Raw genomic sequence first — 24,442 nt, 5'->3', positions numbered from 1 at the left:
CTAGTGGGTAAGAAAGATTTCCTCACCCGATACACCCCAACCCTCCCCAGAGAACTGAAACCTGTTCACCCCCACAGCCCCCGCCCCACCCCACCCGACAAAACCACCGTGCGCAACCGAACACCCCAGCGCCCCTCACCCACGCGCCGAGTTTTACGAGGCCCCCAAGGGTTGCGGCCCGTCTCGCGTTTCAGCGCCCGAAGCGCATGCGCCGAAGGCGCGAGTCTCGGGCGCTGAAACGCGAGACCCGTCAGGGCCGCAACCCCGCGCCGCCGGAGGCGGCGCAATCCAATACAGCCGATCATTCGATAAGGCCGTTGGCCCGCTCGAACAGTTCCAGGGTGATGGCGTGCAGGAAGTCGCCGATCTGCTTGGGCGCCTTACCGGTGAACGCGCGCGCATAGGTGCCCTCGAGCACGATGCCCAGCTTGAAGCACGCGAGCACCGTGTACCAGGTCATGGCGCCCAGATCGCGGTCGGAGAACTGCGCGTAGTGGACGATCATCTCCTCGGCGGTGGGCAGGCCGCCCGCCGCGCCGAGCGCGCCGATGAGGGCCGCGCCCGTGGTCCCGGGCTCGGGACGGGTCGCGATCTGCCAGCCCAGATCGAGCAGGGGGTCGCCGATGGTCGACATCTCCCAGTCCACCAGGGCCGCCACCTGGGGGCCCTGGAAGGAGAACATGATGTTGGCCAGATGGCAGTCGCCGTGCAGGATGCCGGGCTTCCACTGGGCCGGGCGGTTGCGTTCCAGCCAGTCCGCCACGCGTTCCAGTCCGTCGATCTGCGGCCCGGGGTAGCCCTCGTTGGACGAATACGATTCCAGCTCGCCCATCCAGCGGCCCACCTGACGCTCCAGGAAGCCCTCCGGTTTGCCGTAGTCGGACAGGCCGAGCGCCCGGTAGTCGAGGGAGCCGAGCCGGGCGATGGCCTCCACGGCGGATAGACCCATCTGCCTGCGGATCTCCGGGTCGCCGGCGTGCAGTGCGGGCAGTTCGTTCTGCGGGTTGAACCCGGTGATCGGCTCCATCAGGTAGAACACCGCGCCGCCGAGTACCGTTTCGTCGGCACAGGCGGCGATCACTCGGGGCGCGCGGACATCGGTGTCGTTCAGCGCTCCCAGCAGCCGCGCCTCGCGGCGGATGACATCGTTGCTCTTGGGCCGCAGATGCGCGGGACCGCGCCGCAGCACATAGTCCCGACCGCCGCGACGGAAGCGCAGCATGATGTTCTGGGTTCCACCGCCGAGCGCCGTCACCTCCTCGAATTCACCGGGGGTGAGCCCTTGCTCTTCCATCCATTTCCCGACCACGGTGAAGTCGACCAGATCACGATCCACGCCGACCGGCTGCGCAACAGACATGGTTCACATTCTGCACGACGTGGCCGGCAAAACTGAAGGCGGCCGACACCAGTTCATGCCCGCCCTACGGCGTAGTGTTCATCGACTGTGGAAGCGGCACCAAGACCCGGTTACGGGCCTACCGGGCGGCTGCGGCTCCGGCAGCATGTGATCGAGCGGCCCATCGATACCGAGGCCGCTTTTCTCCGCCTGTACCGAACATCACCCACCGCCTTCTGGCTCGACAGCGAACGAATCGAACCGGGACTCGACCGGTTCTCCTTCCTCGGCGACGCGAGCGGACCGCTGGCCGAGGTGGCGCGCTACCGCGTCGGCGCGGGGACCGTCACCGTCACCTCGAGCGACGGCCGCACCAGCGAGGTACCGGGCACCATCCTCGACTATCTGGCCGAGCAATTGCGCGTCCGCCACACCCCGCTGCCGGACCTCCCGTTCGATTTCGCCGGCGGGTACGTCGGCTACCTCGGCTACGAGATCAAGGCCGACTGCGGCGCGACGGCCGCGCACCGGGCGCCGATGCCCGACGCCCAGTGGATCTTCGCCGACCGGCTGATCGTGGTCGACCACACCGCCGGTCGCACCCATCTGCTCGCCCTGACCCACCCGGAGACCGCAAGTGACCGGGCGGGCGCGGTATGGCTACGCACCACCGCCGACATCCTGGAAACCCTGCCCACCTGGACGAACCCCGCGCCCCTGCACATCGACACCGATCCCGCCGCGGTGGCCGCTCTGTTGGGCCGCGGCCGGGAGCGGTATCTGGCCGATATCCGGGCCTGCCAGGAGAAACTGCGCGCCGGCGAATCGTACGAGATCTGCCTGACCGACCAGGTGAGCCTTTCGGCGACCACCGACGCCCTCGACCGCTACCGGACACTGCGCCGCTGCAACCCGGCACCGTATGCCGCCTACCTGCGTTTCGACGATCTGTACATCGCCTGCTCGTCACCGGAACGCTTCCTGAAGATCGACCGCTCCCGCGTCGTGGAAACCAAACCCATCAAAGGCACGGCTCCCCGCGGCAGCGACCCCGCAGAGGACGAACGCCTGCGCCGCGGCCTCGTCGAGGACCCCAAGACCCGGGCCGAGAACCTGATGATCGTCGACCTGCTGCGCAACGACCTGGGCCGGGTCTGTGAGATCGGCAGCGTCCGGGTGTCGGCGCTCATGGTCACCGAAACCTATTCGACGCTGCACCAACTGGTGTCCACGATTCGTGGCACCCTGCGCGCCGACACCGACGTCGTCGACTGTCTGCGCGCCTGCTTCCCGGGGGGATCCATGACCGGCGCCCCCAAACTCCGCACCATGCAGATCATCGACGAACTGGAAACCCGGGCACGCGGAGTGTATTCCGGGACGATCGGCTTCCTCGGCCTCGGCGGCACCGCCGATCTCAATATCGTCATCCGCACCGCGGTGAGCTACGACGGCCGGTGGCAGATCGGGGCGGGCGGGGCCATCGTCCTCGACTCGGATCCCGAGGACGAATACGCCGAGATGGTACTCAAGGCCGGCGCCGCCCTCCGTGCGCTGCTTCCGGAGCCGCCCGTCGTCTTCCCGCCGCGCGTCGAGGGCGTCGCGGTGTCCCCGGGCCCCGTCGGACGCTGAGCGACGAGCGGACTCGGCCGGTTGCCACATCATGTCGCGAGGGTGCGCCACGGCGCCGGCGGGACGGGAACCGCAGGCCCGCACGGCGTGTCGGCGGCACGTGGCATAGTTCGACTGCGATGGAACTCAGCAAGGGCGCGAACGCGCCGGTACCGACTTCTCTTCTGGCCGTGGTTGTTTCGTGGCAGTCAGGGCATGCGGTGGATGCGCACGCGCTGCTGCTCGGGGCCGAGGGGACGGTGCGTACCGATCGGGATCTGGTTTTCTACAACGCACCCCGGCACCTCTCCCAGGCAGTGGTCCTCGACCAGGCACCCGCCCCGGGAACGGCCCGGCTGAGTGTCTCACTGCCGCGGACCGAAGCGGATGTGGATCGCATCGTGATCTCCGGTTCGCTGGACGAGGGGACCTTCGCCGATCTGGCCGGGCTGCGGTTGACCGTCTCGGGTGTCGACGGGCCGATTGTCGAATTCGCCGTCGTCGAGCCGGACGCGGTGTCCGCCATGATGTTCGGGGAGTTCTACCGCCGTGACGGGGGCTGGCGGTTCCGTGCCGTCGCCCAGGGCTGGGCCACCGGTATGGCCGGCCTCGTCACCGAATTCGGTGTCCGGGTCGAGGACGAGGATGCCACCGCCTCCGACGGATACGGCGCCGCGGCCGTCACGGAGCCACGGACTCCGGTCTCCGCCGATCCCGGTGGTAGTGCCACGGCGCTCGGTCCGCGCCGGCCCGGGGCGGAGCGCGTCCCGAACGGTACCGCCCGAGTGGCCGGGGAGGTACACCCCGGCGTGGCCCGCTACCGCTTGGACGAGCAGCCGAGGTCGGCCGACGCGACGGTGCGTCCCGTTCCTGCCGTTTCCCCCACGGACCCCGCCGCCACACCGCCGTGGGACGGTGCCACCGGACCGAACGCGACCCGCCGGATATCGGGCACGGTCACCCTGCGCCGACTCACTGTGCCCGACCTCGCGCCCGCCCCGGTTCCGCCGCCGAACCCCGAGCGCGCCGATTGGCATCGCGATCCCGACGACCCCACCCGTCTGCGCTGGTGGGACGGCGAGCTCTGGACGGACGACACCCGTCCCGCGGCACCGGCCCACCCTCACGACTGCCCGAGGTGCGGCACCCGGCTTCGTCGTCGGATCCTCGGCGGACACCATCCGTGCCGGGCATGCGCGGCGGACACCGAGGAGTTCCTCACCCATTGGCACACCCGCGCCTGGCGGGTGCTCACCCGGTCCGGTCCGCGCGGTGCCGAATGGGACGCATTGTGGGCCTCGCTGCGCTATCAGCGCATCGATGAATCCGCCGCCCGCACCGCGCTCCACCCTCTCGCCCTGAACTACGTGGAGCGGCGGGTGGCGTTCGCGTTCGCCGACGGGCAGATATCGACCGAGGAATACGACGATTTCGAACACGCGATCGCCGAGCTCGCCCTCTCCGGTCCGTTGATCGAGGAACTGCGGGGCCGGATGCGGCGCGGCCACGCCCTGACACGGTTGCGGACCGGGGATCTGCCCACCGTCCGCCCCCCGGATCTGCACTTGGACGCCGAGGAACTGGTCTATCTCGATATCGATGCGACACAGGTTCGGCAGCTCGCCAAGGGCCCCCGGCTCTCCGACGGCAGGCTCATCGTCAGCAACAAGAAACTGCGGTTCGTCGGTAGCGGTTCGGGAGTCGAACTGGCATGGTCACGGATCGTGTCGGTGACCGTGGAGCGGGGCACGGTCGTCGTATCCGCCACCTCGGCCCGTGGCGGCGCGACACTCGCCGTCGCCGACCCCGACCAGGTGGCCGCCACGATCGAAGGTGCGCTGCGGGTCGCGAAGCGTCTCGCGCTCGCTCCCGGGCAACGCGACACCCGCAGTATTCCGCAGGAGGTGAAGGCCGAGGTATGGCAGCGCGACGGCGGGCGCTGTGTGGAATGCGGGTCGAGCCACTACCTGGAGTTCGACCACGTCATTCCGCTCAGCCGCGGCGGCGCCACCAGCGCGGCGAACCTGCAGATCCTGTGCCGGGGCTGCAATCGCGCCAAGGGTGCCAATATCTGACGGGCCGGCCGAGTCGGCAAACCCGATCAGCGCTGTCCCGTGACGGCAGCGGCACGTCCGGTGCGCCACCGGACATAACGGCCGAACAACCGGGTGCCGGGATTGTCGCCGGGCACCGGGCGCACCCGGATGTGGTGGAACGCGGCGACCTGTCATACGTCGCCGCCGCGGACCGGCACCCAGGTGTGAAAGCGGCAGGCCGCGCCGGTCGTGTCGACCTACCGCCGTCTCGGCCGGCGCTATTGCGTCAATGGTAGCGGTGACCAAAGACCTTCGAGCGCTTCGCGTTTCGGGGCGTACATACGCAGAAGCAGCGAAAATGGACCGGCTTCCGGAATGGGCAGCCAATTTCCCGAGGGTACGGACGATCCTGGGTCGGCGTATTGGATGGCGAGTTCGACAGACCCGTCGGAGGCGAACTGCACCGGCCTCGGATGTCCGACGGAGTAGATCTCCGCCGCGTTCGCGATCAGGAAACCATCGCCGTCATAGGCGGTCATCGACCAGAACGCATCCACCGGTGGGGCCTGTCCCGGTACGAAACGCAACCGGAACGGGATGGCTTCACCCCTCTCGTCGGCGTTGTGGAACAGCGCCATGTACAGCACTTCCTCCGAAACGTTCACGCCGAGTGCGTGCCACGCGGTGGTCGCGCGCAGTAGGTAGTTGGTGCCGTAGTTTCCGATCTGGGTGTTGATGACCCAACCGCTGCGCTGTTGGGTGCCCGGGTCCACATAGGCGGCGATACGCCGTATACCGGCGGCCGCGCCCGCTTGGAGTTCATCGTCCGAGATACCCCTCGGTCCTCCGCCCGGCCGGATACCGATGGTGGCGAATTGTTGCAACGCCGGCTCGTCCGCGACGGTGGGTGGGTTCTTCTCCATCAGGGCGCACATACGCTCGAAGAAGTCGCGGGCGTACATCCTCTCGAGCTGCGCCGTGGGCGCCTGGGCCAGGACCTGCGGCGGCGGGACGTCGAAACCCGTATCGCCCGCCGACTCCCATTCGCTCAGCGGGGCCAAACGCATTCCGTCCTGGACGGCCCGGACGGCGGGTATATCTTCCTCGCCGTGGACCTCGATACGTCCGATGAACCACGCATCGGGTGTTCCGACCGGTAAGGGGGTCACCCCCTCGGGCAGCGTTCCCGACCAGCCGGGTCCGATAGCGGCATAGGTGTAGGGCGGAGGGCTGCCGGGCGGTACCCGCGGTCGCACACTGGTGGGACTGTGGGCGGTATTGGCCCAGGCATCCACCAGCTGGGTCATCCAGTACCGTCCGGATTCGACCGGCGGCATCCGGTACAGCACCGGCTCGCGCCGCAGATCCAGCCACGCCGCGGAGTAGAGGGTGTCGACGTCGACGTGGATCACTCCACGCAGCTCCGGCGTGGGCGGGGCATCGGCGTGCCGGAGTCGGTTTACCGGCGCGGCCCCGATGTTCGAGGAGCGCAGCACATCCAGCAGGACCAAGGGGTACCCGAAAACGTAGGCATCGGTGGCCACTCGCTGCCGGTCGGCGGGCGTACCGGAGGGGGTGGTCTCACCCTCGCCACCGTGGCCACAGGCGACGAGGCCCGCACCGGCCGCAAGCACACCCAGTGTGGTACGTCGCGTGATCGGATGCCGAGCGAATGCCGATCCACGCGGCGGGGAGATGTCCGCGGGGCCGCGCCCGTTATCACCCATCCCGTTCTCCCTGCTCTTGGCTACCGCTCGGGCGGATCTCGAGACTTGCCAGGATTATAGCCGCGCGATAGCCGGAAGCGATCGAGCCGAGCAGGGCGAACGCGTGCGGCTCAGGCCCCGATCACGGCGTTCATGATGGTGCCCGCGCTGGTGGCGACCACGCCGCCGATCATGGCGCCGGCCACCATCTTCGGCGACTGCATCCCGCTGCCGGACCATTTCTCCCAGGCGAAGCGCCCCCCGGCGTAGATGATGCTGATGATGCCCGACATCATGGCCAACCAGGTCGCGTACCGGACGAACTGCATGGCCTTGTCGGCCAGGGGCGGCGGTTGCGGGGTGGGATCGTCCATCTGCGCGAGTATTGTGACGGTGTCCACGACCGCTGCCGAAATACTGCTCACGTCCGATTCCTCTCCGGTACCACCTACCCCCGCACCGGCGCGCGATATGGACAGCATTGTGCCCCGGTCGGATTCGCCGCCGGATACGGGTACGAACGGAACCCGGGCGAGCCCGGAGCCCCGCCTCCATCATCGCGACCGGCGCGGTCCCGGCGCAAGTAGTTGCCCCCCAGCGGTTTTCGCGCTATATGGCCTGCTCGGATATATTCGTCCCCGCGCATGCCTACTGCATTCGCGCCCGAATCCGACTACGATTCGGTAGCGTTCCCGCCCCACCCAGGATAAGAGTGAGCTGCGAGATGATACTGGCCGCCGTTACCGATACGCTGGCGCAAATCGGCAATCCCACCCCCGAAGCGCCCCCCATCTCCGACAAGTTCCTCCAGCTCGTCCGGTACCTGACCTGGTTCGTCCTGCTGTCGGGCGTCTGCGGAATCATCTATGCCGGCGGCCGGTTCGCCTGGGAGAAATGGACCGGCGGCGGGCTGCAGTCGCCGAAGATGGTGGCCGGCGCCATGATCGGCGGCGTGGTCGCCACCAGCGCGGGCACCATCATGAACGCCGTCATCGGCTGATCCGCCGAGGCGCCGGCGACTCGCTATCGAAAATTTGTTCGAGTTCGGGTATGGTCTGCCCATGCCCGAACTCGCGCCCCTCCCGTTCGCTCGGCTGAACCTCGAACAGGTGCGGGAAAGACTGCTCGCCGCGGCGGCATTCGGCGAATCGCTGTCCCCGAATCAGCTCGAGGCGCTGGCCCACAAGATCAGCGAAGGCCTGCGGATCTATGTTCAGGCCACTCAGAACGCCGGCGCACCACCCGCGCGCAACGCCGCCCCGCGCGGCCGCGTCTGCCTGGACTACCGCGGCCGCGGAGCCTGATCCCGAGGATCTCGGGCCGCCTCGGCCGACAGCTCCTCGACCGGTTCGGCCGGCCCGCCCACCGGCTCGGTGACCAGTTCGAACTCGCCCTCGTGCCGAACCGCCCCGCGCACCACCGCGCTCTCGACGAGTTCGGCGGCGCGCGGCTGCCGTTGAATCATGGGATCGGCGCGCAGATCGCGGTACAGCGCTACACACATCGCCCCCATCACGAGCAGGAAGGGCAGCGACACCACCGTGGCGATACCAAAGGCCGGCGAATCGAATCTGCGCACGAACCGCCCCGCCTGACCGTCACGGACGCACCCTGCCGGTTTGCCGGTATCGGTCGACATGGATCCGCGTCCTTTCGGTCCACACTGCACGCCGACCATGAGCACGACGTACCCCCAGGAAACCGTACAAGATCCGGTGTACCGGCCCCGGACCGGCGACATGCGACATTCGCCGGCATCGTCTCGGCAACCGGAAACAAGCCCGATGAGACCGCTATCCGGATGGCCGTCCGTTCGGCCGTTCGGTTCTGCGCACAGGACTCGACCGGATTTGTGAGCCCCACCGCGGCCGCGCGGCGTCATCACCCACCCGGCGGCGGCCTCGATCCCGGCCGGTGATCAGAGACCGGACAGGTCGACCTGCCGCCTGGCGTTCGATACCGTGCTCACCACGGAGGTGCCCAGCGCCCCGTTGCGGTCGTACAGCACGGCCGTGCCGACGGCGATACCCGCCGCGGCGATATGGTTCTGCGCCAACAGCCCCAGCGCCGGCCCCTCCGGGTCGCGTGTCAGCGTCAACGTCATATCGGCATTGATATAGCCGATCCCCCGCGAACCCCAGTTGCACACCATGCTGGTGTTGCCGCCCGGCATCGCGGCCCGCTGGAAACCTGTGGCGGTCTCCCCGTCGACCAGTCGCGGCGGGCTCTGCCCGATGCATTTGCGTTCGGCGTTCTGATGCTCGGCGAAATCGTGGCTCCAGCTTCCGTCCGCGCTCCGGAACAACGGCCACGAACCGCGTAGCGGCAGATCCTCGGGTGGGACCGGCAGTTCCTGGTGGGCCCTGCCCTACCTGTCCGGGCGGCAGTTCCCCCGTCCGCAGGAACACCACCGTGGCCCGGGCCCGCACCTCGTCCCCCTGGACGAGGGCGGCGTCCGCGACGCAGATCCGTTTTCCGTCCCGGATCACCGTGCTCCGCAGCGTCAGGGGTTCGTCGGCCACCGGGCGGAACAGATCCACCGTCAACCGCGCGGGCACGAACTCCTCGCTCGGTCGCCGGGCTTCCAGCTCACGCGCCGGCAAGCCGCATACCGCGGGCCCACCGACCTGGGTCGGTGACCACCAGGAGATCGCGATGGAGGTAGGCAGGTACTGTTCTCCTCGAACGGCGAAGTATGCCGTCACGGTATCGACTCCTTTCGCGCGGACACCTCAGGATTACAACACGTTCCAGTGTGACGATTTCGGGAAGGCCGTCCGAGATCGGCGTTCCGGCCGCGTCCGCACGGACCCCGGTTCGGTTCCTTCGTGTCACACACCGTCTTCATCGCCGGGCCCGAGTTACCGGGTCGGAACAGGCGGCCGGACGAACCGCCGCGACCGACCCGACCCTGCGAACGGACGGCATCACCACACTTTCCGGCTACACTTCGGCAATCGAGAGTTCGCCCCTCGGCAAGCCACGCGGACACGAGGGCAGGCCGGCCCGAGCGCGCCACTCAGGGCGGATATAACAGGCTACGGTGGTAGTCGCATGAGCAAGACTGCCGACACCTTCGGAGGACACGCACATGACCACCATGGAAATGCCGCACGTCAGCGAATGCACAGTCAACGACTGTTCCTACAACCACGGCGGGTGCCACGCCTACGCGATCAGCGTCGCGGGCCATGGCGGCAGCGCCGATTGCGCCACGTTCATCCCGATGTCGGTCAAGGGCGGCCTGGACACCGTGACCAGTATGGTCGGGGCCTGCCAGCGCGCCGACTGCGTCCACAACCAAGCTCTGGAATGCACGGCCGGCGAGATCCACGTCGGTCCGGGCTCCGGGAATCACGCGGCACGCTGCATGACCTACACCCCCCGCTGAACCGACCGCCCACCACGGCCCCGACAGCACCACCCAGGTGTTGCCGGGGCTGTTTCCTCTCCTGCGAATCGGCGCCCCACCCTCGAGTGCGGTCCTCGGGGTATGCGGCGCCCCGATCCCGCCACTGTCGTGGGTGAGGGCATCAGCCGGAATGCGTGTGACCGAGTGCCGTGTCGAATGTCCATCGCCACCCGCGCAGACTCTTCTCGACGTACTCCGGCCGGGCATCGGCGTGCCCGAACGCCAGGTCTTCGAGTAAGGCGCATACGGCGTAGAACGGCACCCGTGCAGGTATATCGGCGAAGGAATCGATCTTCGCCGCGTAGGCGGCGAGGGCGCTGTCGAACGCCGATGGTCCGAGGTCTCGCAGAAGGAGCCCGAAATCATAGGCGGGATCGGTCACCGCCGCATCACCCCAGTCGATGACACCCGTGATACGTGGTGGTCCGGACTCGGTCACGAGAATATGTTCGATACCCAGGTCGTTGTGGCTGAAAGCGCTCCGACCGGCCCGAGGCGTGGGACGAGCGAGGAATTCCCGCACATCCCGGCGTTGCGCGGCGTCGAGTACCGGTTCGAGGTCGCGGACCAGCTCCGCCGTTTCGTCGAGCCAGTCCGTCGGCGTGTAGTCGTCCACGGGAGCGATATCGGCGTACGCTTCCGCGTCCCAGGTGTGCAGTTCGGCGAGCAGGCGACCGACGGCGCGTCCGACGGGCTCCACCGCGGCCGCCTGCCGCGCCGGCAGATCACTGAGCGGTGTGCCGGGAAGACGACGCACCACATAGCAGCCTTCCCGAGGGAGCGCCCTGACCACCCTGGGCACGGGAACGTCGACCCGGTCGGCGATCCGCCCGAGAAGTTGGAGCCGTCGATCGAGATCGTCGTGCCGCTCCATTCGGTCGGGCCAACCGATCGGCACGGTGACCAGGTCATCGGTACCGGTGATGAGGTACGTCCGGCTCTCACCGCCGACCGTGACCGGCTCGAGCTCCGAACACCCCAACACCTCCCGGAGGCGCCCGATCTGCTCCTGCACCTCCGGATCGGACCGGATACCTTCTCCTAGCATCGGTTCCACCGAAGGTCGAGACGGTCGCCCCCGTGGTCGACGGGGAATGTAGGACAACTCATGTATCGATCTTCGCCTACGCGAGGCCGGGACCTTCCGGCACGGCCCCGTATCGGGGTCACATCCCGGCAGCCGATGGCACGATCCGTCGGTGGGTTCCGTCGGATCATCGGTCACCGACGGTCCGACGGGACTCGGGTCGGAACCTGTGCCGCCTTGTATTTGCGCAGGTACTCACCGGTGAGCGAGGTCGGATGCCCGAGCAGGTCGGCAGGTGTCCCGGTGAAGACCACCTCACCACCGTCCTTTCCTCCGTCCGGGCCGAGATCGATCACCCAGTCGGCGTGCGCGACCACGTCCAGGTTGTGTTCGATGACGACGACGGTGTTGCCGCGGTCGACCAGGCTGTCCAGCAGTCGCAACAGGGTGTCGACATCGGACATGTGCAGGCCCGTGGTGGGCTCGTCCAGGACATACACGCTGCCCGTGTTCTGCAGCCAGGTGGCGAGTTTGATCCGCTGACGTTCTCCGCCGGACAGGGTGCTCATGGCCTGGCCCAGGCTCAGATAGCCCAGACCCACCTCGTTCATGGTGCGCAGTCTGGTCTGCAGCGCCTTTTCCGGGAAGAACGCCAGCGCCTCCTCTGCCGACATGGCCAGCACATCGGCGATCGACTTCCCACGCAGTTCGTGGGCCAGGACCTCATCGGAGAAGCGGCGGCCGTCGCAGGCATCGCAGTGGGTGGTCACCGGATCCATATAGGCGACCTCCGTGATGATCACGCCCCGACCCTCGCACTGCTGACACGCACCGGCGGAATTGAAGCTGAACAGTCCCGGGGATTCGCCCGTGGTCTTGGCGAAGAGCTTACGTATCAGGTCCATCAGGCCCAGGTAGGTCGCGGGCGTCGACCGTGAGGAGGCCGCGATCGGGGACTGGTCTATGAAGATCGCCTCCGGGTGCTCCCGCACGAACACGTCCCGGATGAGGCTGCTCTTCCCGGATCCGGCGACACCGGTGACGGCGGTGAGGATACCGGTGGGAATTCCGACGGTCACATCCTTCAGGTTGTGCGCCCGCGCCCGTTCGATCCGCAACTCGCCGTCGGCTTTCCGGAAGGTCTCCTTCACCGTGAACGGCCTGCGCAGCCCGGCCCCGGTCGGGGTGTCGGCGGCACGCAACGCGGCGAAGGTACCTTCGAAGATCACCTGCCCGCCGTGCACGCCCGCGCGGGGTCCGACATCGACGATATGGTCGGCGATCTGGATGACATCGGGGTCGTGTTCGACGACCAGTACGGTATTCCCCTTGTCCCGCAAGGCCTTCAGCAGGGTGTTCAGTCGGCCGACGTCGCGCGGGTGCAGCCCCACGCTCGGCTCGTCGAAGATGTAGGTCATCCCGACCAGCGTGCTCGACAGATGCTTGATCATCTTCAGTCGCTGTCCCTCTCCGCCGGACAGCGTCGAGGTCGCCCGGTCCAGGCTCAGATAGCCCAGTCCGATACCGGTCACCCGTTCGAGCGCGGTCCGGATGGCGTCGGCCAGGCCGAGCGCCGCCGGGTCGGTGATCTCGTCGAGCACCGCCATCAGATCGGTGATCTGCATGCAGGACCAGTCGGCGATATTGCGGCCGTTGATCTTCGTCGCCAATGCCGCGGCATTGAGCCGCGCACCGGCGCAGGTCGCACACACTCCTTCGGTGAGGAACTTCTGCATCTGCTCGCGGGTCTTCTCGCTGAGTGCGGAGGTGTCGCGCTGCAACCGGGTGCGGGTGAACTTGGCGGCCAGCCCCTCGTAGTCGGCCTTCCAGGTGCCTTTGCTGAAGGACAGCTCCACCTTGCCGCCCGTACCGTAGAGCAGGTCGTGGAACTCCTCGTCGGTGTAGTCGGCGAGTTTCTTGTCCGGATCGAACCGCCCCGAGGCGCCGTACATCTGCCAATCACCACCGCCCACACCGTAACCGGGCAGCAGGACCGCCCCTTCGTTGAGCGATCTGCTCCGGTCCACCATCCGGTCCGGATCGGCGCGCACGGTCATACCCAGCCCGTCGCAGTCCGGGCACATACCCTGCGGGACATTGAACGAATAGTTGTAGACGAATCCTGCCGACGGCTCGCCGAACCGGGCGAACATGGCCCGCACCATCGAATAGATATCGGTCATGGTGCCGACGGTCGACCGCGGCCCGCCGCCGACCGGCTGCTGGTCGATGACCACCGGCGCGGTCAGATTCTCGATGGCCTCGGCGTGCGGGCGCTCGTAGCGGGGCAGGAAATTCAGGATGAACGCCGGGAAGGTGGCGTAGAGCTGGCGCTGGGACTCCACGGCGATGGTGTCGAACACGATCGACGACTTACCGGAACCGGATACACCGGTGAACACGGTGATCTTGTTCTTCGGAATGTTCAGCGAGACGTCGCGCAGATTGTGCTCATGGGCCCCGAACACCCGAATAGTGTCGACGCCGGCGGGATCGGTGAAAGGCATACCGACACAATGCCGGCACACTCCGACATCCGGCCGGCACGATCTCATCGGCCGATCCCCTGCGCACACACCGGGCCGTCGTACGACTCGTGCTCCACGGAATACAGACAGGTCACCACACCCCATGGTTCGGTACGGCGGTGACGAACTCCTTCGATCCGGAGACCGCCACCCCCTTGTCGGGCCCGAACGCATCCGACTCGTTGCCCGACGACGCTCGGTAGCCGGACGATAGTGTCCGTCTCACCCGTCCCAGGGGTCGAGCCCCTGAGCGGGGTTCAGGTGGTCGAGGTTGGCGATTCGCCTGGTGGACAGGATCAACCGGTCCAGGTTGGCGGCTGTCGGCTCGTCGTAATAGGTGCGCGCCGCCCGCAGATGGGCCTGGGCCGCGTTGCGTCCGATGTACGCGCGGGTATCGCGGCCGACGCTGTTCCATTCATCCGCTGTGACGGCAGCGCTCAAGGCCTGATCGGAATCCCAGTTCTGCTCCACCCGGCGCACGAACTCCTTATCGATGACGGCACCGGGCATCGGCGCGATGGAGTGCCGAGCGAACCCGTCGGCAGCCACCACCGCCTGCGCGGCGAAGGCACGCTGGGCGGCGTCCCCGACATGGTTGCGCACCGCATAACCGGCGGCAACGGCCTTCTGCAACGGGAGAAAACTGTACGGATTATGTGATCGGGACGCTTCCTGCACCGCCAGTGCCCGCAACGCGTTGATGGTGAATTCATCGGATGTACCCACGGACAGCAGCGCGGAGGCGAGTTGAGAGTTGGGAATCCGATTGTCCCCCATCATTTTCAGTGCCCGGGAAACCCCCAACTCGCTGGTGATACCGCCGAAGCGGTTGGCCTCACTGCGGATCACCAACTGCCAGTTATGGCGTGCCATACGGCCCCATTCGTATGACTCGACCCGGCTGGACGCGGTGGCGATATTGGCACGGTCGTTGTGCATCTTTCCGCGGGCCAGGGGACTGAGGGGGGCGACGGTACGGCCGGCGAGCCAGGCGGTGACCGGCGAGTTGTTGACGGTGTTGAGGGCGGCGAGTCCGGCGACGAACCCGAGCCCGGTACCGCCCCCGCCGGCAGGGGCGGTACTCGTGCCGAGTGTGGTTCCACCTCGCGAGTGAGCGGCCTGTAGGGTACGGGCGATGCGGTTGGTGATCTCCACCGAGCCGCGGGTCAAGCCCTTGGTCAGGCGGGACAGTTGAGCGATGGCGACGATCTCGACGACGGCGACAATGACGAGAACGGCGAGGACACCACCCTGGGCCTGGACGAGCAGGTCGGTCACGAACAGCAGGTACACACCGAGAAAGATGGTGTAGGCGAGCATCCGTACGCCATCGATGCCGATATCGACGATATCGCGGACCAGCGCGGTCTGGGTGGGCCCGTAGACGAAACCGCCGGCCGCGAATCCGAAGATGGCCCGAAACCCGTGGTAAACGGCGTCCAGCGTGGCCCGGAGGATCCGTCCGGCGAGCAATACGGCGAAGGCCAGCAGTATGGCGGCGGCGGCGAGCAACAGCAGGCCGGTACCGATCTGCCCCATACCGGAATGTTCCATGGCGTCGAGTGCGACACTGTCCCCGCATCGGGCCATACCGGCCCGGGCTTCATCGTCGTCCCCTGCGGTCATCCCGGCCGACCAGGCAGCGGCACACGCGGGCCTACCGTCGATGACGTGTCCGAAGTTCCACACCTGGACCGGCCGGCGGGCGAAGCCGTCGGCCATATCGGCCTGCAAGGTGGCGATGAGGCCACCGGGTTCGGCGGTGGAACCGTTCAGTCCCGCGGCAATGGATATCCCCAGGTCGCGACCGTGCGCCAGGATTCCGTCCGCCGACAGCGCATGCGCGAGGGGGTCGGCGAGGAACACCGGTCCGGCGACGGCGACGGTCAGCATTGTCAGGATCTGCGCCGTGGCCTTGGCGGGGAACCCTCGAACCACGAACCATGCCACGAAGAACGCGCCGATACTCGCCGCGACCACCAACACCACGGGAGTGGCGATCTGCGCGGTCAACGCCTCGGCCACCCCACGCAACGCCGAACCGAACAGATCCGCCCACCGGAAACCCAGCACATATCCGATGAACCAGATGGCGGTCGTCACGATGACCATATAGCCCACGAACTCCATCCCCACGATCACCCAGATCACCGTCGCGCCCGGATCGGTCACCCCCCCTTGATCGGTGACGAACAGGTAATCGGCCAACGCCACACCCGACGAATCCCGGATATTCGTCCACGCCACGCCGTCCATTCGGGAAACTCCCACCCCGCCCGAAATACCCTGCGCTCCCGCCACCGCCCCCACGGCGCCCGGAAACACCAGCAGAACGAACAATGCCACCACACAGCACACCACCCGGCGCCACTGTCTGCCGACGAGAAGAAACGACCTACGAAACCGCGTTCCCGATAACTTCACGACAGGCCCCGTCTACACAGCGGAACATGCCATGACTTCCTCGCCACCGAATCGACACCGACCCTGCCGGGTAGACGAATTCTGCGCGGCCTCGCGGCCGATCGAACGGTTGTCCATGGTCAACGAGGAGGAGGGCCGACGGTGCCCCAACCGATCCAGGAGATCGGAATCGGCATCCGCCCCCGAAATGAGCGTAAAAATTTTGAGTTTCCTTCCACGCGAGCATATTCCGAATAATCCGCGACGACGTCGTCACTGTGCACGACCCGTATACGGCGGCACGCTCATCATAGAATTATTACACACCACTTCCCGAGCCGAATCCAGGGTTATATTCGACGTGATTCCAAATAGGCACTTCCCCGGACAAAAATATCCGGCACATCGAAAACCATTGCATCGCAATACGTCCGGATATGGAGGCGCCCGGTCGCGACATTCGACGTCGGACGAGCTCGGACCGGCGTGGGGCCGTTGCCGCCGAATCCACTCCTCGTAGGCGGGCGGCACGAGCCGGTGGGTCGGCCACCGCGAGCATCCGGCACATCCACCCCCGATGCGGAACCGAAGGGCACCGCCGGGATGCCATTGCTTCTCGCCCGGGTCGCGCTACTACGTCGACGAGATCATCGCCACCGCCGCGACGCTCCACAGCGACGGAGCACCCCCATCTCGGCCGTCCGGACAATCCGCAAGGGCGGTACCATCCTGCTCTCCACCACAGCCCATCACCGACGGGCCGGGGTCTTCTCCGCGGCCCACGGGTCGCCCTCACCTTCTTCGATACCGCGGACCCTACCCGCACGATCGGTCTCCAGGGCGCCGCCGAGTTGGTCGAGGAGCCGATCGGACCCTTGCCCCACGCACTGTCCTGGAAGCACCTCGGCGAGGACCACCACCCGAACCGGACGAGGTCCGGTGACTCATCGTCCGGGTGACACCACAAGATCACCGGTTTCCCGGCACAGGATCCACACGCCACTCACAGCCCATGAGCTTCGGTGGCAGTCACATGGCATGAAGGAAACCATCGAACCCGGAATTCGGAGGACCCCCTCGACCCATGAGCATCCCGAGCGCAGGTCAGGACAACCGATGAATATCCCCCCGCACCCGGTAGAACCCGCCCCGTACGGACTCGGCCACCCCGTGGACCACATACCGCACCCCGGCCTGCCGAATACCATGCGGGAACTGCACGTTCCACTCCCGCCGATACCCCGGCGACACGATATGCACCCGCAACCGCCCGTTCCGCTTCACGCATTCGACGAGCACCCCGCCGTCGACATCGGCGGTCACTTCCACGGTGCTGTTGGGGAGCACGACGGCGAGTTCGGGCGCCTTGACGGATACGGTCTGCGGCAGCACGCCCTCCTCCGCGTCGCGAATGGCCGTGTCACGGACGTCCAGGCAGGCCAGGGTGCCACTGGTGGTGACCAGGTACAGCTTCTCGTCGTGGTATTGCATCGAATACGCCGAACCGCAACCGGTGGCGAGTTTCCAGATTCGCCGCCCATCGGCGTCGAAGCAGTAGAGGGACGAGTAATTGTCCCCGGCGAACACGTATCGGCCGTCCGGTGAGGTGGCGCAGGAGTACACCGCGGCGTCGCATTGGAAGGCGCGGTCCGAGTGCCCGTTCTTGTCGAGCAGGCGCACCTGGCTGCGCGCGGTGCCCGCGTATACCGCGTCCGCTTCCTGCCAGCCGAAGAGCACGGCCCCGCCGGTACTCCGGTGCCACTGATGGTTACCGGTGGTCAGATCGTATGCGGTGACTCCGCTGGAGTGGCCGTGATACACCCGGTCGCCGTCGATGCGCACCATCCAACCCGAGTCCCCGTTGCTGTACCGGGTCCACAGGGACTCCTCCTCGTGGTCGATCACGGTGAGGCCGCCCTGCCGGTCGGAGACGCCGAGTATCCCGTCGTGGATGTCGAGCCAGTAGATATCGACGTCGGCGACGATATCGTAGGCCGCCCGCGGCACCTTGCCCGACAGGTCGTAGACACGGCCATCGTCGCATCCGGCGTAGATCCAGAAGTCGTCGGCGACGATGCACTTCACCGCGTCCGGCAGCCGGAAGCGGCCGGTGACCTCGCCGGTGGGAGTCAGGGTGAAGACATCGCCGTTCTCGTTGCCCACCCAGCAGCGGTCGGCGTCGATGAAGATCCCGAACGCCGCCGCGCCCGAACCGAAGGTCCACAGCACCGGCGCCGAGCGGGCGGTGGAGCGGCTGCTGGTGATCGCGCGCCGGGTGACCGGACGCGCCGCCCGCGCACCCATCACCGCGGGCGCGTAGCCCTTGCGCAACTTCTCGCCGATCTTCTTCTGCGCTGCCGCCCGCGCCTTCTCCGCCGTGGCGAAGGAACTGGCCTTGACCTGCCCCCGGTCACCGATCCGCCCGTATCGGATGGTGACCTCCGTACCGTCCACGACGACCTCGTAGAACTTGTGGGCCGGTCCCCCTTCCTCCGACAGTTCGAGGTAGGTCGTGGTTGCTGTGGTCATATCCGGTTCCGCTCGTAGTCGTTGCGCTTCGAGGCGAAAGCCAGCAAGGAGCACCGACACTCACACGGACCGCGAACATCGCGGTCACGTGACCGCGATGTCGGCCACCGCGCTCGCAGCGGCCGCGGTACCGGGGTGCCACTATTTGCTATATGAGTGGATCCAAGCGGGTGCGGTTCCGGCCGGTCGCCGAGGGCGCCGCGGTCACCCAACTCGAACTGTTCTTCGATCTGGTGCTCGTGTTCGCCCTCACCAAGGTCACCGACCTGGCCGCCGAGACCACCGCGAAGAACATGCTGCGCGCCCTGCTGGTACTGGCCGTGATGTGGTGGGTCTGGATCGCCTACAGTTGGATCGGCAATGTGGTGCGCGCCGACGAGGGCCTGGCCAGGGTGGCGATGTTCACGGCCATGGGTGCGGCGTTCATCGCGGCGTTGGCGATTCCGGAGGCGTTCGACGACCTGACCGGCGGCTGGTTCGGGCCACTGGTGTTCGCCATCGCCTACCTGGCGGTCCGCCTGGTGCACCTGGTGATGTTCTGGCTGGCCAGCGCCGAGGACTCACAGCTGCGCGCTCAAGTGATCCGCTGGGGGCTGGGTTCGATCACCATCGGCACCGTCCTGCTCGTCATCGCGGCGACGACCACGGGCACTGCCCAGATCGTGCTGTGGGTCGCCGCGAGCGCCGGCGATATGCTGTGGACGCTGCTCGCGGGCGAGGGCTGGCGGCTCAATTCGGCGAAGCACTTCTCGGAGCGCTACGGGCTGATCATCATTGTCGCGCTGGGCGAATCCATCGTCTCGATCGGAATCGGTGTGGCCTCGCTTCCCATCTCCTGGCCGATCACGGTCGGATCGCTGCTGGGACTCGCGGTCTCGGGCCTGCTGTGGTGGGCGTATTTCGATGTGGCGGCGCCGTCGGTGGAGCACGCGCTGGCCGAGGCGGACGGCGAGCAGCAGATCAAGATAGCCCGCAACTGCTACACCTACTGGCATTTCCCGATGATCATCGGAATCATCGGACTCTCCCTGGGCCTGAAGAAGGTGCTGTACTACGTCGCGGACAGCTCACACCACTCGCTGACCGACGCACTGTACGGGATTCCGCTGTTCGCGCTGTACGGCGGCGTGGTGCTCTACCTGACCGGCCTGGTCGGCTTCAAGGCATACGCCACCCACGAGGTGATCGTGGCCCGAGTGGTCGCGATCGTGCTGCTGCTCGCGCTGATACCCTTGGCCGCCGCGCTGCCCGCGCTCGCGGCGCTGTCGATCCTGTGCGCGGTGCTGGTGCTGCTGATCGTATGGGAGACCATCCGCTATGCCCGGCCCCGCGACCTGATCAGGCACGCCGAGCACAACGGGTGATCGGGTCTCCGACCCGGACCCCGCGCCGCGATCCGCAGCGTGCCCCCGAGGCCGACGAAGGCGGAGGGTGTGGGCCCGAACACCGCGCGAAAGGTATCGCTGGAATGCGATGGAGAGGCGAAACGGCGTCGACCGCGGCGCGAGTGAGATCGTGCCCGGCGACGTGGGCCGCGGTGACACGCAGCATACGCGCCCACTGTACGGAACGGCGGAAGCTGGTTCCCGTCTGCTCGGCGAACGTGCGGAGGAAGTACGAGGTGGACAGCCCGACCGCGCCGGCCTGCTCGGACGCGCGCTGCGGCCGGGTCGGGTCGCCGCGGATCCGCTCCGCGACGGCCGCGATACGCGGATCCCGAATCACCGGCAGGGGTGTACCCGCCAACTCGAGCGGGCGCTCGATATCGATCTCTTCCCGCCGGCACGATTCGATCAGCTCGGCTTTGTGCCGATGATCTGTCGGACAGCCGCCGACCGCCCCGTTCATCCCACCCGGACAGCGCGCGATACGTGACGAGGTCGAGTCGAAGAAGCAGTACGGCATTCGCCCCTCGCTCTCGGCCACGTGATGGGTGACCCGGGCTCGGAACAGGAAGCTGCGGGCGCAGGATGTCCCCCGAGTCGGCGACCCGCACCCGAAACGGCGCGTCGACGCCGACCCCGAGGGAGGCGATGGCGGTGGAATGAGGCGCCAGTCGCGGACTCGGCCCCGGGTGCACCGCATGCCCGAGCCGTACCCACAGCCGTGCGGTGCCGGTGTTCTCGGCGCACGTTCCCGGAAGTGCCGACCGCGTCACAAACCCGGCGATACCGGTAGCGGCCGGCGAAACCGACGCTCCGGCACCCGACATACGCGCCGCCGCGGCGGACAGGAGGAAATGATGATCGAACCCGCCCCTTCCCTCGACGAACGGGCCGTCGAGACATATGAGCCCACGGTGGATGGCGCCCGGTTGCGCTATGCGACGGCGGGCCGTGGCGAACCGCTGGTCCTCCTACACGGCCGGCCGGAGAATCATCGGGCCTGGACGCACCGGAGCGAACCGTTGTCCACACTGCGCCGGGTCGTCGTCCCGGATCTGCTCGGTTGGGGTGAGTCGGACCGTGATACCCGGCCGGGCTGCGACTACGACAGCGAGGTCGAACGCCCGGCGCTCGGCAACGCAGCCGCTGCTGACCGTGCCCGCCATCCACCCGCTGCATCGGTGGGGCCTGGCGCCTTACGTCCGCAACGGGTCGTTCGACGCCGATCGGCTCGACGACTACTTGGGAATGCTGCGCACACGCGAGGGGCGCCGCCGGTACGCCCACTTCTGGTCGAGCTATCGCGTTCGGATAAGCCCCGAACTCGCCCACGGCCTGCCCATGGTCACCTGCCTGACAACGGTGATCTGGGGTATCCGAGATCCGGCCATCCCGGTCCGCACGGCTCGGGAACTCGCGGCGGCGATCTCCGGCGCGGAACTGGTACTACTCGACGCCGACCACTTCGTGATGGAACAGCGACCCACCGAGTTCACGGAGACGCTGCTCGCGTGGTTGCGACGCCCGGTCCCGGAACCCCGCTGAACAGTGGCGCACGTGCCTGCCGGCGCAACCGAGTTGTCTCCGGAGCGATCTCCGAAGCCCGGATCGCGGTTGCGATGTCAATCGTCGGTGGACCGATCACCCGGCTCGTCCGTTCCGGCTTCGCGGGCGAAGTGGGGGTGTGCATAAAGCCACCGCCGCGGTCCTCGGACGGCTGTTGGGCCCACGCCCCGACGCCGCGATCCAACCGATCATCGACCTCATCGAGGCCCCGGTCCCGGGAAGGGCCGCCTATCGCGGGAGCAGGAAGCCGACACTCACCGACGACCACCGCGAGGACGCTGTGCACCTGCCGTCGAAGACGGGCTCTGATCCCGGCCACTCGACACGGTCGCGGATCGCCGCTTCGGGACGATCACCCGGGCGTTACCCACAGCTATGACTGGAAGCCGCTCTCTATCCATTCGCGCACGAAGCACAGCGGACAGATGGGGTCGAACGGCGCGGTCGTCTCGGCCGGCGCCGACGGTACGGGTTCCCGGGAGCCCGCCTCCGCATCGGCCGTACCGGGATATACGGTGGCGAACAGAATCGCCCCGGTGGCAACGACTTTCAGTATGGTGCGGGTCATGCGATCCCCTCCGACGGTAGAACGAGCCCTTCGGTATTCTCGCCGAGAATACGCGTCAGCCTTTCCGCCACACCAGGCAGAACGTATGCCCAACGGGATCGGTGTACACCCGGAAATGCTCGCCGTCCTGAACGAATTTCGCCCCCAGGGCCAGCACCGCCGGCTCGGCGACCTCGACATCACTCACCAGAATGTCCAGATGAATCTGCTGAGAGGCCTCCGGATCGGGGAAGCGGGGCGGCTTGTACTCCGGCGCCAACTGGAAGGCCAACCGGCGACCGCCGGGCTCCACCACGGCGACCCACGTGTCATCGCTTTCCTCTTCCAAGATCTCCCCGCCCAGCAGACCCAGATAGAAATCGGCGAGCTTCCGTGGCTCCGGGCAGTCCAGTACCACCGTCCGCAAACCCTCGACACCCTGTGCCGCCATCATCGACCTCCTCCACGTCGGGCAACCCTGTCCCGAGTACCCGACCGCACGAGATGAAACAGCGAACACCGACCAACCGGAGATCCGCTGCCCCGCAATATATCCGGTTGTCCGGCGCGGAACCCTCGCCGTCCACGCCGGGACTGTGTACGGCCCCGGCGCTCCACCACCCCGGCAACACCGTCGTACCGAAGGACGGTGCCGCCGCGACGCTCGGCACCACGAAAGCGTCGCACCGAGCGTCCGGACACTATGGCCGCGACGCGTGTATCCCTCGCCGGTGAAGGCGCCGATCCCGTATACCGGCACCGACCACCAACAGGTGATCACGACGAATACCATGGCAATACCGAGCAGCGGATTGCGAAACGCGCGAGACATGACCGTCGAACCCACCCATGCCGCGACCATAATCGCCTTTTCGGTGCGGCACCTGGACCTTCCGCGTAAAGCGGATAGGTGGGTGGGCGGACGGTGTCGTGCGGATTTCACTGCATCCGCGGGGTGCGGTATTCGGAGGCGGAGTTCGCCCACTTCCGCACTGCCGACACAACCATGTTCCAGGACCGGTGGAGCGCGGCCGCGCGAGCGTCACCGGGCGGGGCCTGGCACTACATCGAGTAGTCCTGGTACGGATCTCTTTGCGGGAGAAGGGGTCCCGTCGTCGGCATGAGGCAGTCGGTCCGAGCTGTCCGCGGTGCGAACAGCGACGTGCCTGTATCGGCGTGCTCGGCTTCATCACCGGCCACACGACCTGCCGACCGACCATATTCCTCGGCGTCGCGCACCCGAAACCCCACGGTCGACACCTGTCCGGGTGCCGACCACGGGAACGAAGGGACGCGCCGGTTCAGAAGGCGCTTCCGGTGCGCGGCAGCCAGCCACGGCGCCAGCCCGGGTATCCCCAACCGGGGTTGTAGCCCCAACCCGGATTGCCCCAGAGACCATCATGGTGCCATCCGCCGTGGCGCCCCCAGCCGGGGTAGTGCCCACCGTGGCGGCCGTGCACCGCCTCGTTCGGCGCGGGATCGGTGGCAGCGGGCGCCTGTTCGACGGGAACGACCTGCACCGGCTCCGCGACGGCAGGTGCGATAGCGATCACCGGAGCCAACACGACCGCGGCGGTGGCAAGACCGGCGATCATACGGCGAGCGCGAACGGATACAGTAGATTGCGACATCGAAACTCCCTGGGGGCCTGCGTTTTTCGGCCTGGTTTGAGGCATCGACCGATCGGTACCGATCTCGATCAGAAACCCGTACAACCGATGGCTCGGTATGCGTAGCATCGAAAAAATCTCGACAACGCATAATGTACCGTCAAATGACGGCTCGATCAATAGGTGAGTCGAGAGTGCTGGGGATCGTCGCTCGGGCACCTCCGCCGGCCGACGGCACGGGCAGCGGCAATCACTCCGACATGCGCTTTCGGTCGGCGTCGCAGCCGCGATACCTGCGCCACAGGGCCGCGAGATTCGATCGCGGTGGCCCCACCGCTCGCCGCTCCCGGGTCTCCGCCGGCCGTGCCGGTGGCTGCCGGCCCGGCGAGTGCTGACGCCCAACAGCAAAGTCGAGTTCGGGATCGCCTACCACCGCTGCTACGCACCCACCGGCACCAACGACGACGAACTCGTCCGTGCAGCCGGCGCCGGCCGGTTGATCGAGGGCTGCTTCCACATCGCCGAACTTCGTTCGGTCGCCGATACCGTCACCGATGTGATCGGTGTCGGTGGGTCGGTCGGGTAGACGAGCCCCGTAACACGGTCCGCCAGGTGATCGACGAGTTGCAGAGGCCGGCTACACGACGGCCAAGGACATTCAGCGGCACCAGGTCGGTGGGCCGGAGCGGTCGACGTGGTCGGTGCCCTGCTCGGCCGGTACGCTCGCACGCCGGAGGTGGGGG

Annotated in this window: 22 protein-coding genes and 1 pseudogene; 9 read left to right on the top strand and 14 right to left on the bottom strand. The window is 67.2% G+C overall.

From position 1 onward, the window contains the following. Window positions 1–301: 301 nt before the first annotated feature. Window positions 302–1,360 (bottom strand): phosphotransferase family protein, encoded by a 1,059-nt coding sequence (locus ON20_RS08075; protein WP_040834343.1) that lies wholly within the window; start codon window positions 1,358–1,360, stop codon window positions 302–304. Window positions 1,361–1,447: 87 nt separating this feature from the next. Between ON20_RS08075 and pabB the strand changes: the two genes are divergently transcribed. After that, window positions 1,448–2,971 carry an aminodeoxychorismate synthase component I gene (gene pabB / locus ON20_RS08070; RefSeq protein WP_083864746.1) on the top strand — a complete coding sequence of 508 codons (1,524 nt, stop codon included), beginning with the start codon at window positions 1,448–1,450 and terminating at the stop codon, window positions 2,969–2,971. 119 nt (window positions 2,972–3,090) lie between these two features. Beyond that, window positions 3,091–5,025 carry a TerD family protein gene (locus ON20_RS08065; protein WP_040834342.1) on the top strand — a complete coding sequence of 645 codons (1,935 nt, stop codon included), beginning with the start codon at window positions 3,091–3,093 and terminating at the stop codon, window positions 5,023–5,025. Window positions 5,026–5,264: 239 nt separating this feature from the next. On the opposite strand, the gene ON20_RS08060 is transcribed toward ON20_RS08065, so the two are convergent. Next, window positions 5,265–6,713: a DUF1254 domain-containing protein gene (locus ON20_RS08060; protein ID WP_083864745.1), complete on the bottom strand. Its 1,449-nt coding sequence runs from the start codon at window positions 6,711–6,713 to the stop codon at window positions 5,265–5,267. Between the two features lie 110 nt (window positions 6,714–6,823). Next, window positions 6,824–7,117 carry a hypothetical protein gene (locus tag ON20_RS08055; RefSeq protein WP_040834395.1) on the bottom strand — a complete coding sequence of 98 codons (294 nt, stop codon included), beginning with the start codon at window positions 7,115–7,117 and terminating at the stop codon, window positions 6,824–6,826. Between the two features lie 299 nt (window positions 7,118–7,416). Here ON20_RS08055 and ON20_RS08050 point away from each other — a divergent pair, with 299 nt between their 5' ends. Together ON20_RS08050 and ON20_RS08045 are read left to right on the top strand one after the other, a co-directional pair. Then, entirely contained in the window at window positions 7,417–7,692 is a 276-nt protein-coding gene (locus ON20_RS08050; protein ID WP_040834393.1) for a hypothetical protein, read from the top strand. A gap of 61 nt (window positions 7,693–7,753) precedes the next feature. Continuing rightward, entirely contained in the window at window positions 7,754–7,996 is a 243-nt protein-coding gene (locus ON20_RS08045; protein WP_157228751.1) for a DUF6374 family protein, read from the top strand. Here the strand turns inward: ON20_RS08045 and ON20_RS08040 are convergent. From ON20_RS08040 to ON20_RS40475, 3 genes and pseudogenes are all read right to left on the bottom strand, one after another. After that, window positions 7,975–8,331 (bottom strand): hypothetical protein, encoded by a 357-nt coding sequence (locus ON20_RS08040; protein ID WP_040834340.1) that lies wholly within the window; start codon window positions 8,329–8,331, stop codon window positions 7,975–7,977. The two genes, ON20_RS08045 and ON20_RS08040, sit on opposite strands and share 22 nt — an antisense overlap. Before the next feature lie 279 nt (window positions 8,332–8,610). Continuing rightward, the gene (locus tag ON20_RS40230; RefSeq protein WP_306306830.1) at window positions 8,611–8,997 is read right to left on the bottom strand and encodes a hypothetical protein; all 387 of its coding nucleotides are present in this window, start codon (window positions 8,995–8,997) and stop codon (window positions 8,611–8,613) included. A gap of 157 nt (window positions 8,998–9,154) precedes the next feature. After that, a pseudogene (locus ON20_RS40475) lies at window positions 9,155–9,397 on the bottom strand (acyl-CoA thioesterase domain-containing protein); the annotation flags it as partial. A 386-nt stretch (window positions 9,398–9,783) separates the two neighbouring features. Between ON20_RS40475 and ON20_RS08030 the strand changes: the two are divergent. Beyond that, a complete protein-coding gene (locus ON20_RS08030) occupies window positions 9,784–10,083 on the top strand; it encodes a DUF1540 domain-containing protein (protein WP_040834339.1) in 300 nt (99 codons plus the stop codon). 142 nt (window positions 10,084–10,225) lie between these two features. Here the strand turns inward: ON20_RS08030 and ON20_RS32945 are convergent, their stop codons facing one another. From ON20_RS32945 to ON20_RS08010, 5 genes are all read right to left on the bottom strand, one after another. Next, on the bottom strand, window positions 10,226–11,152 hold the full coding sequence (locus ON20_RS32945) for a phosphotransferase family protein (RefSeq protein WP_218002472.1): 927 nt from the start codon (window positions 11,150–11,152) through the stop codon (window positions 10,226–10,228). 173 nt (window positions 11,153–11,325) lie between these two features. Continuing rightward, on the bottom strand, window positions 11,326–13,638 hold the full coding sequence (locus ON20_RS08020; RefSeq protein ID WP_040834338.1) for an ATP-binding cassette domain-containing protein: 2,313 nt from the start codon (window positions 13,636–13,638) through the stop codon (window positions 11,326–11,328). Window positions 13,639–13,881: 243 nt separating this feature from the next. Continuing rightward, a complete protein-coding gene (locus ON20_RS08015; RefSeq protein ID WP_218002471.1) occupies window positions 13,882–16,005 on the bottom strand; it encodes a hypothetical protein in 2,124 nt (707 codons plus the stop codon). 806 nt (window positions 16,006–16,811) lie between these two features. After that, entirely contained in the window at window positions 16,812–16,946 is a 135-nt protein-coding gene (locus tag ON20_RS39820; RefSeq protein WP_281032855.1) for a hypothetical protein, read from the bottom strand. Window positions 16,947–17,166: 220 nt separating this feature from the next. Continuing rightward, window positions 17,167–18,591 carry a WGR domain-containing protein gene (locus tag ON20_RS08010; protein WP_040834336.1) on the bottom strand — a complete coding sequence of 475 codons (1,425 nt, stop codon included), beginning with the start codon at window positions 18,589–18,591 and terminating at the stop codon, window positions 17,167–17,169. Window positions 18,592–18,743: 152 nt separating this feature from the next. Here ON20_RS08010 and ON20_RS08005 point away from each other — a divergent pair, with 152 nt between their 5' ends. From ON20_RS08005 to ON20_RS38635, 3 genes are all read left to right on the top strand, one after another. Continuing rightward, on the top strand, window positions 18,744–19,955 hold the full coding sequence (locus ON20_RS08005) for a low temperature requirement protein A (protein WP_040834335.1): 1,212 nt from the start codon (window positions 18,744–18,746) through the stop codon (window positions 19,953–19,955). A gap of 109 nt (window positions 19,956–20,064) precedes the next feature. Continuing rightward, window positions 20,065–20,466, top strand: a complete 402-nt coding sequence (locus tag ON20_RS37850; RefSeq protein ID WP_218002470.1) for a hypothetical protein — start codon at window positions 20,065–20,067, stop codon at window positions 20,464–20,466. Window positions 20,467–21,131: 665 nt separating this feature from the next. Continuing rightward, window positions 21,132–21,521 (top strand): alpha/beta fold hydrolase, encoded by a 390-nt coding sequence (locus ON20_RS38635; RefSeq protein WP_051161930.1) that lies wholly within the window; start codon window positions 21,132–21,134, stop codon window positions 21,519–21,521. A 394-nt stretch (window positions 21,522–21,915) separates the two neighbouring features. On the opposite strand, the gene ON20_RS07985 is transcribed toward ON20_RS38635, so the two are convergent. The 3 genes from ON20_RS07985 to ON20_RS07975 form a co-directional block, all read right to left on the bottom strand. Further along, window positions 21,916–22,110, bottom strand: a complete 195-nt coding sequence (locus ON20_RS07985) for a hypothetical protein (protein ID WP_040834332.1) — start codon at window positions 22,108–22,110, stop codon at window positions 21,916–21,918. 55 nt (window positions 22,111–22,165) lie between these two features. Next, window positions 22,166–22,543, bottom strand: a complete 378-nt coding sequence (locus ON20_RS07980; RefSeq protein WP_083864743.1) for a VOC family protein — start codon at window positions 22,541–22,543, stop codon at window positions 22,166–22,168. Window positions 22,544–23,390: 847 nt separating this feature from the next. Continuing rightward, a complete protein-coding gene (locus ON20_RS07975; RefSeq protein ID WP_040834330.1) occupies window positions 23,391–23,684 on the bottom strand; it encodes a hypothetical protein in 294 nt (97 codons plus the stop codon). A 403-nt stretch (window positions 23,685–24,087) separates the two neighbouring features. Between ON20_RS07975 and ON20_RS07970 the strand changes: the two genes are divergently transcribed. Beyond that, complete coding sequence (locus ON20_RS07970) at window positions 24,088–24,285, top strand: hypothetical protein (RefSeq protein WP_040834329.1); 198 nt, start codon at window positions 24,088–24,090, stop codon at window positions 24,283–24,285. Window positions 24,286–24,442 lie beyond the last annotated feature (157 nt).

The organism is Nocardia brevicatena NBRC 12119, from assembly GCF_000308495.1.
Lineage (GTDB): Bacteria > Actinomycetota > Actinomycetes > Mycobacteriales > Mycobacteriaceae > Nocardia > Nocardia brevicatena.
Note: the sequence above shows the minus strand (reverse complement) of the source record. Positions and strands in the feature narration are given on the sequence as shown.

What these genes read in the sequence shown, in the direction of transcription:
- ON20_RS08005 (WP_040834335.1), top strand. Translation starts at nt 18,744, where the DNA reads ATGAGTGGATCCAAGCGGGTGCGGTTCCGGCCGGTCGCCGAGGGCGCC.
- ON20_RS07975 (WP_040834330.1), bottom strand. Translation starts at nt 23,684, where the DNA reads ATGATCGCCGGTCTTGCCACCGCCGCGGTCGTGTTGGCTCCGGTGATC.
- ON20_RS08020 (WP_040834338.1), bottom strand. Translation starts at nt 13,638, where the DNA reads ATGCCTTTCACCGATCCCGCCGGCGTCGACACTATTCGGGTGTTCGGG.
- ON20_RS08065 (WP_040834342.1), top strand. Translation starts at nt 3,091, where the DNA reads ATGGAACTCAGCAAGGGCGCGAACGCGCCGGTACCGACTTCTCTTCTG.
- ON20_RS37850 (WP_218002470.1), top strand. Translation starts at nt 20,065, where the DNA reads ATGGAGAGGCGAAACGGCGTCGACCGCGGCGCGAGTGAGATCGTGCCC.
- ON20_RS08040 (WP_040834340.1), bottom strand. Translation starts at nt 8,331, where the DNA reads ATGTCGACCGATACCGGCAAACCGGCAGGGTGCGTCCGTGACGGTCAG.
- ON20_RS08010 (WP_040834336.1), bottom strand. Translation starts at nt 18,591, where the DNA reads ATGACCACAGCAACCACGACCTACCTCGAACTGTCGGAGGAAGGGGGA.
- ON20_RS08045 (WP_157228751.1), top strand. Translation starts at nt 7,754, where the DNA reads ATGCCCGAACTCGCGCCCCTCCCGTTCGCTCGGCTGAACCTCGAACAG.
- ON20_RS08060 (WP_083864745.1), bottom strand. Translation starts at nt 6,713, where the DNA reads ATGGGTGATAACGGGCGCGGCCCCGCGGACATCTCCCCGCCGCGTGGA.
- ON20_RS08050 (WP_040834393.1), top strand. Translation starts at nt 7,417, where the DNA reads ATGATACTGGCCGCCGTTACCGATACGCTGGCGCAAATCGGCAATCCC.
- ON20_RS07980 (WP_083864743.1), bottom strand. Translation starts at nt 22,543, where the DNA reads ATGATGGCGGCACAGGGTGTCGAGGGTTTGCGGACGGTGGTACTGGAC.
- ON20_RS08030 (WP_040834339.1), top strand. Translation starts at nt 9,784, where the DNA reads ATGACCACCATGGAAATGCCGCACGTCAGCGAATGCACAGTCAACGAC.
- ON20_RS08075 (WP_040834343.1), bottom strand. Translation starts at nt 1,360, where the DNA reads ATGTCTGTTGCGCAGCCGGTCGGCGTGGATCGTGATCTGGTCGACTTC.
- ON20_RS32945 (WP_218002472.1), bottom strand. Translation starts at nt 11,152, where the DNA reads ATGCTAGGAGAAGGTATCCGGTCCGATCCGGAGGTGCAGGAGCAGATC.
- ON20_RS07985 (WP_040834332.1), bottom strand. Translation starts at nt 22,110, where the DNA reads ATGACCCGCACCATACTGAAAGTCGTTGCCACCGGGGCGATTCTGTTC.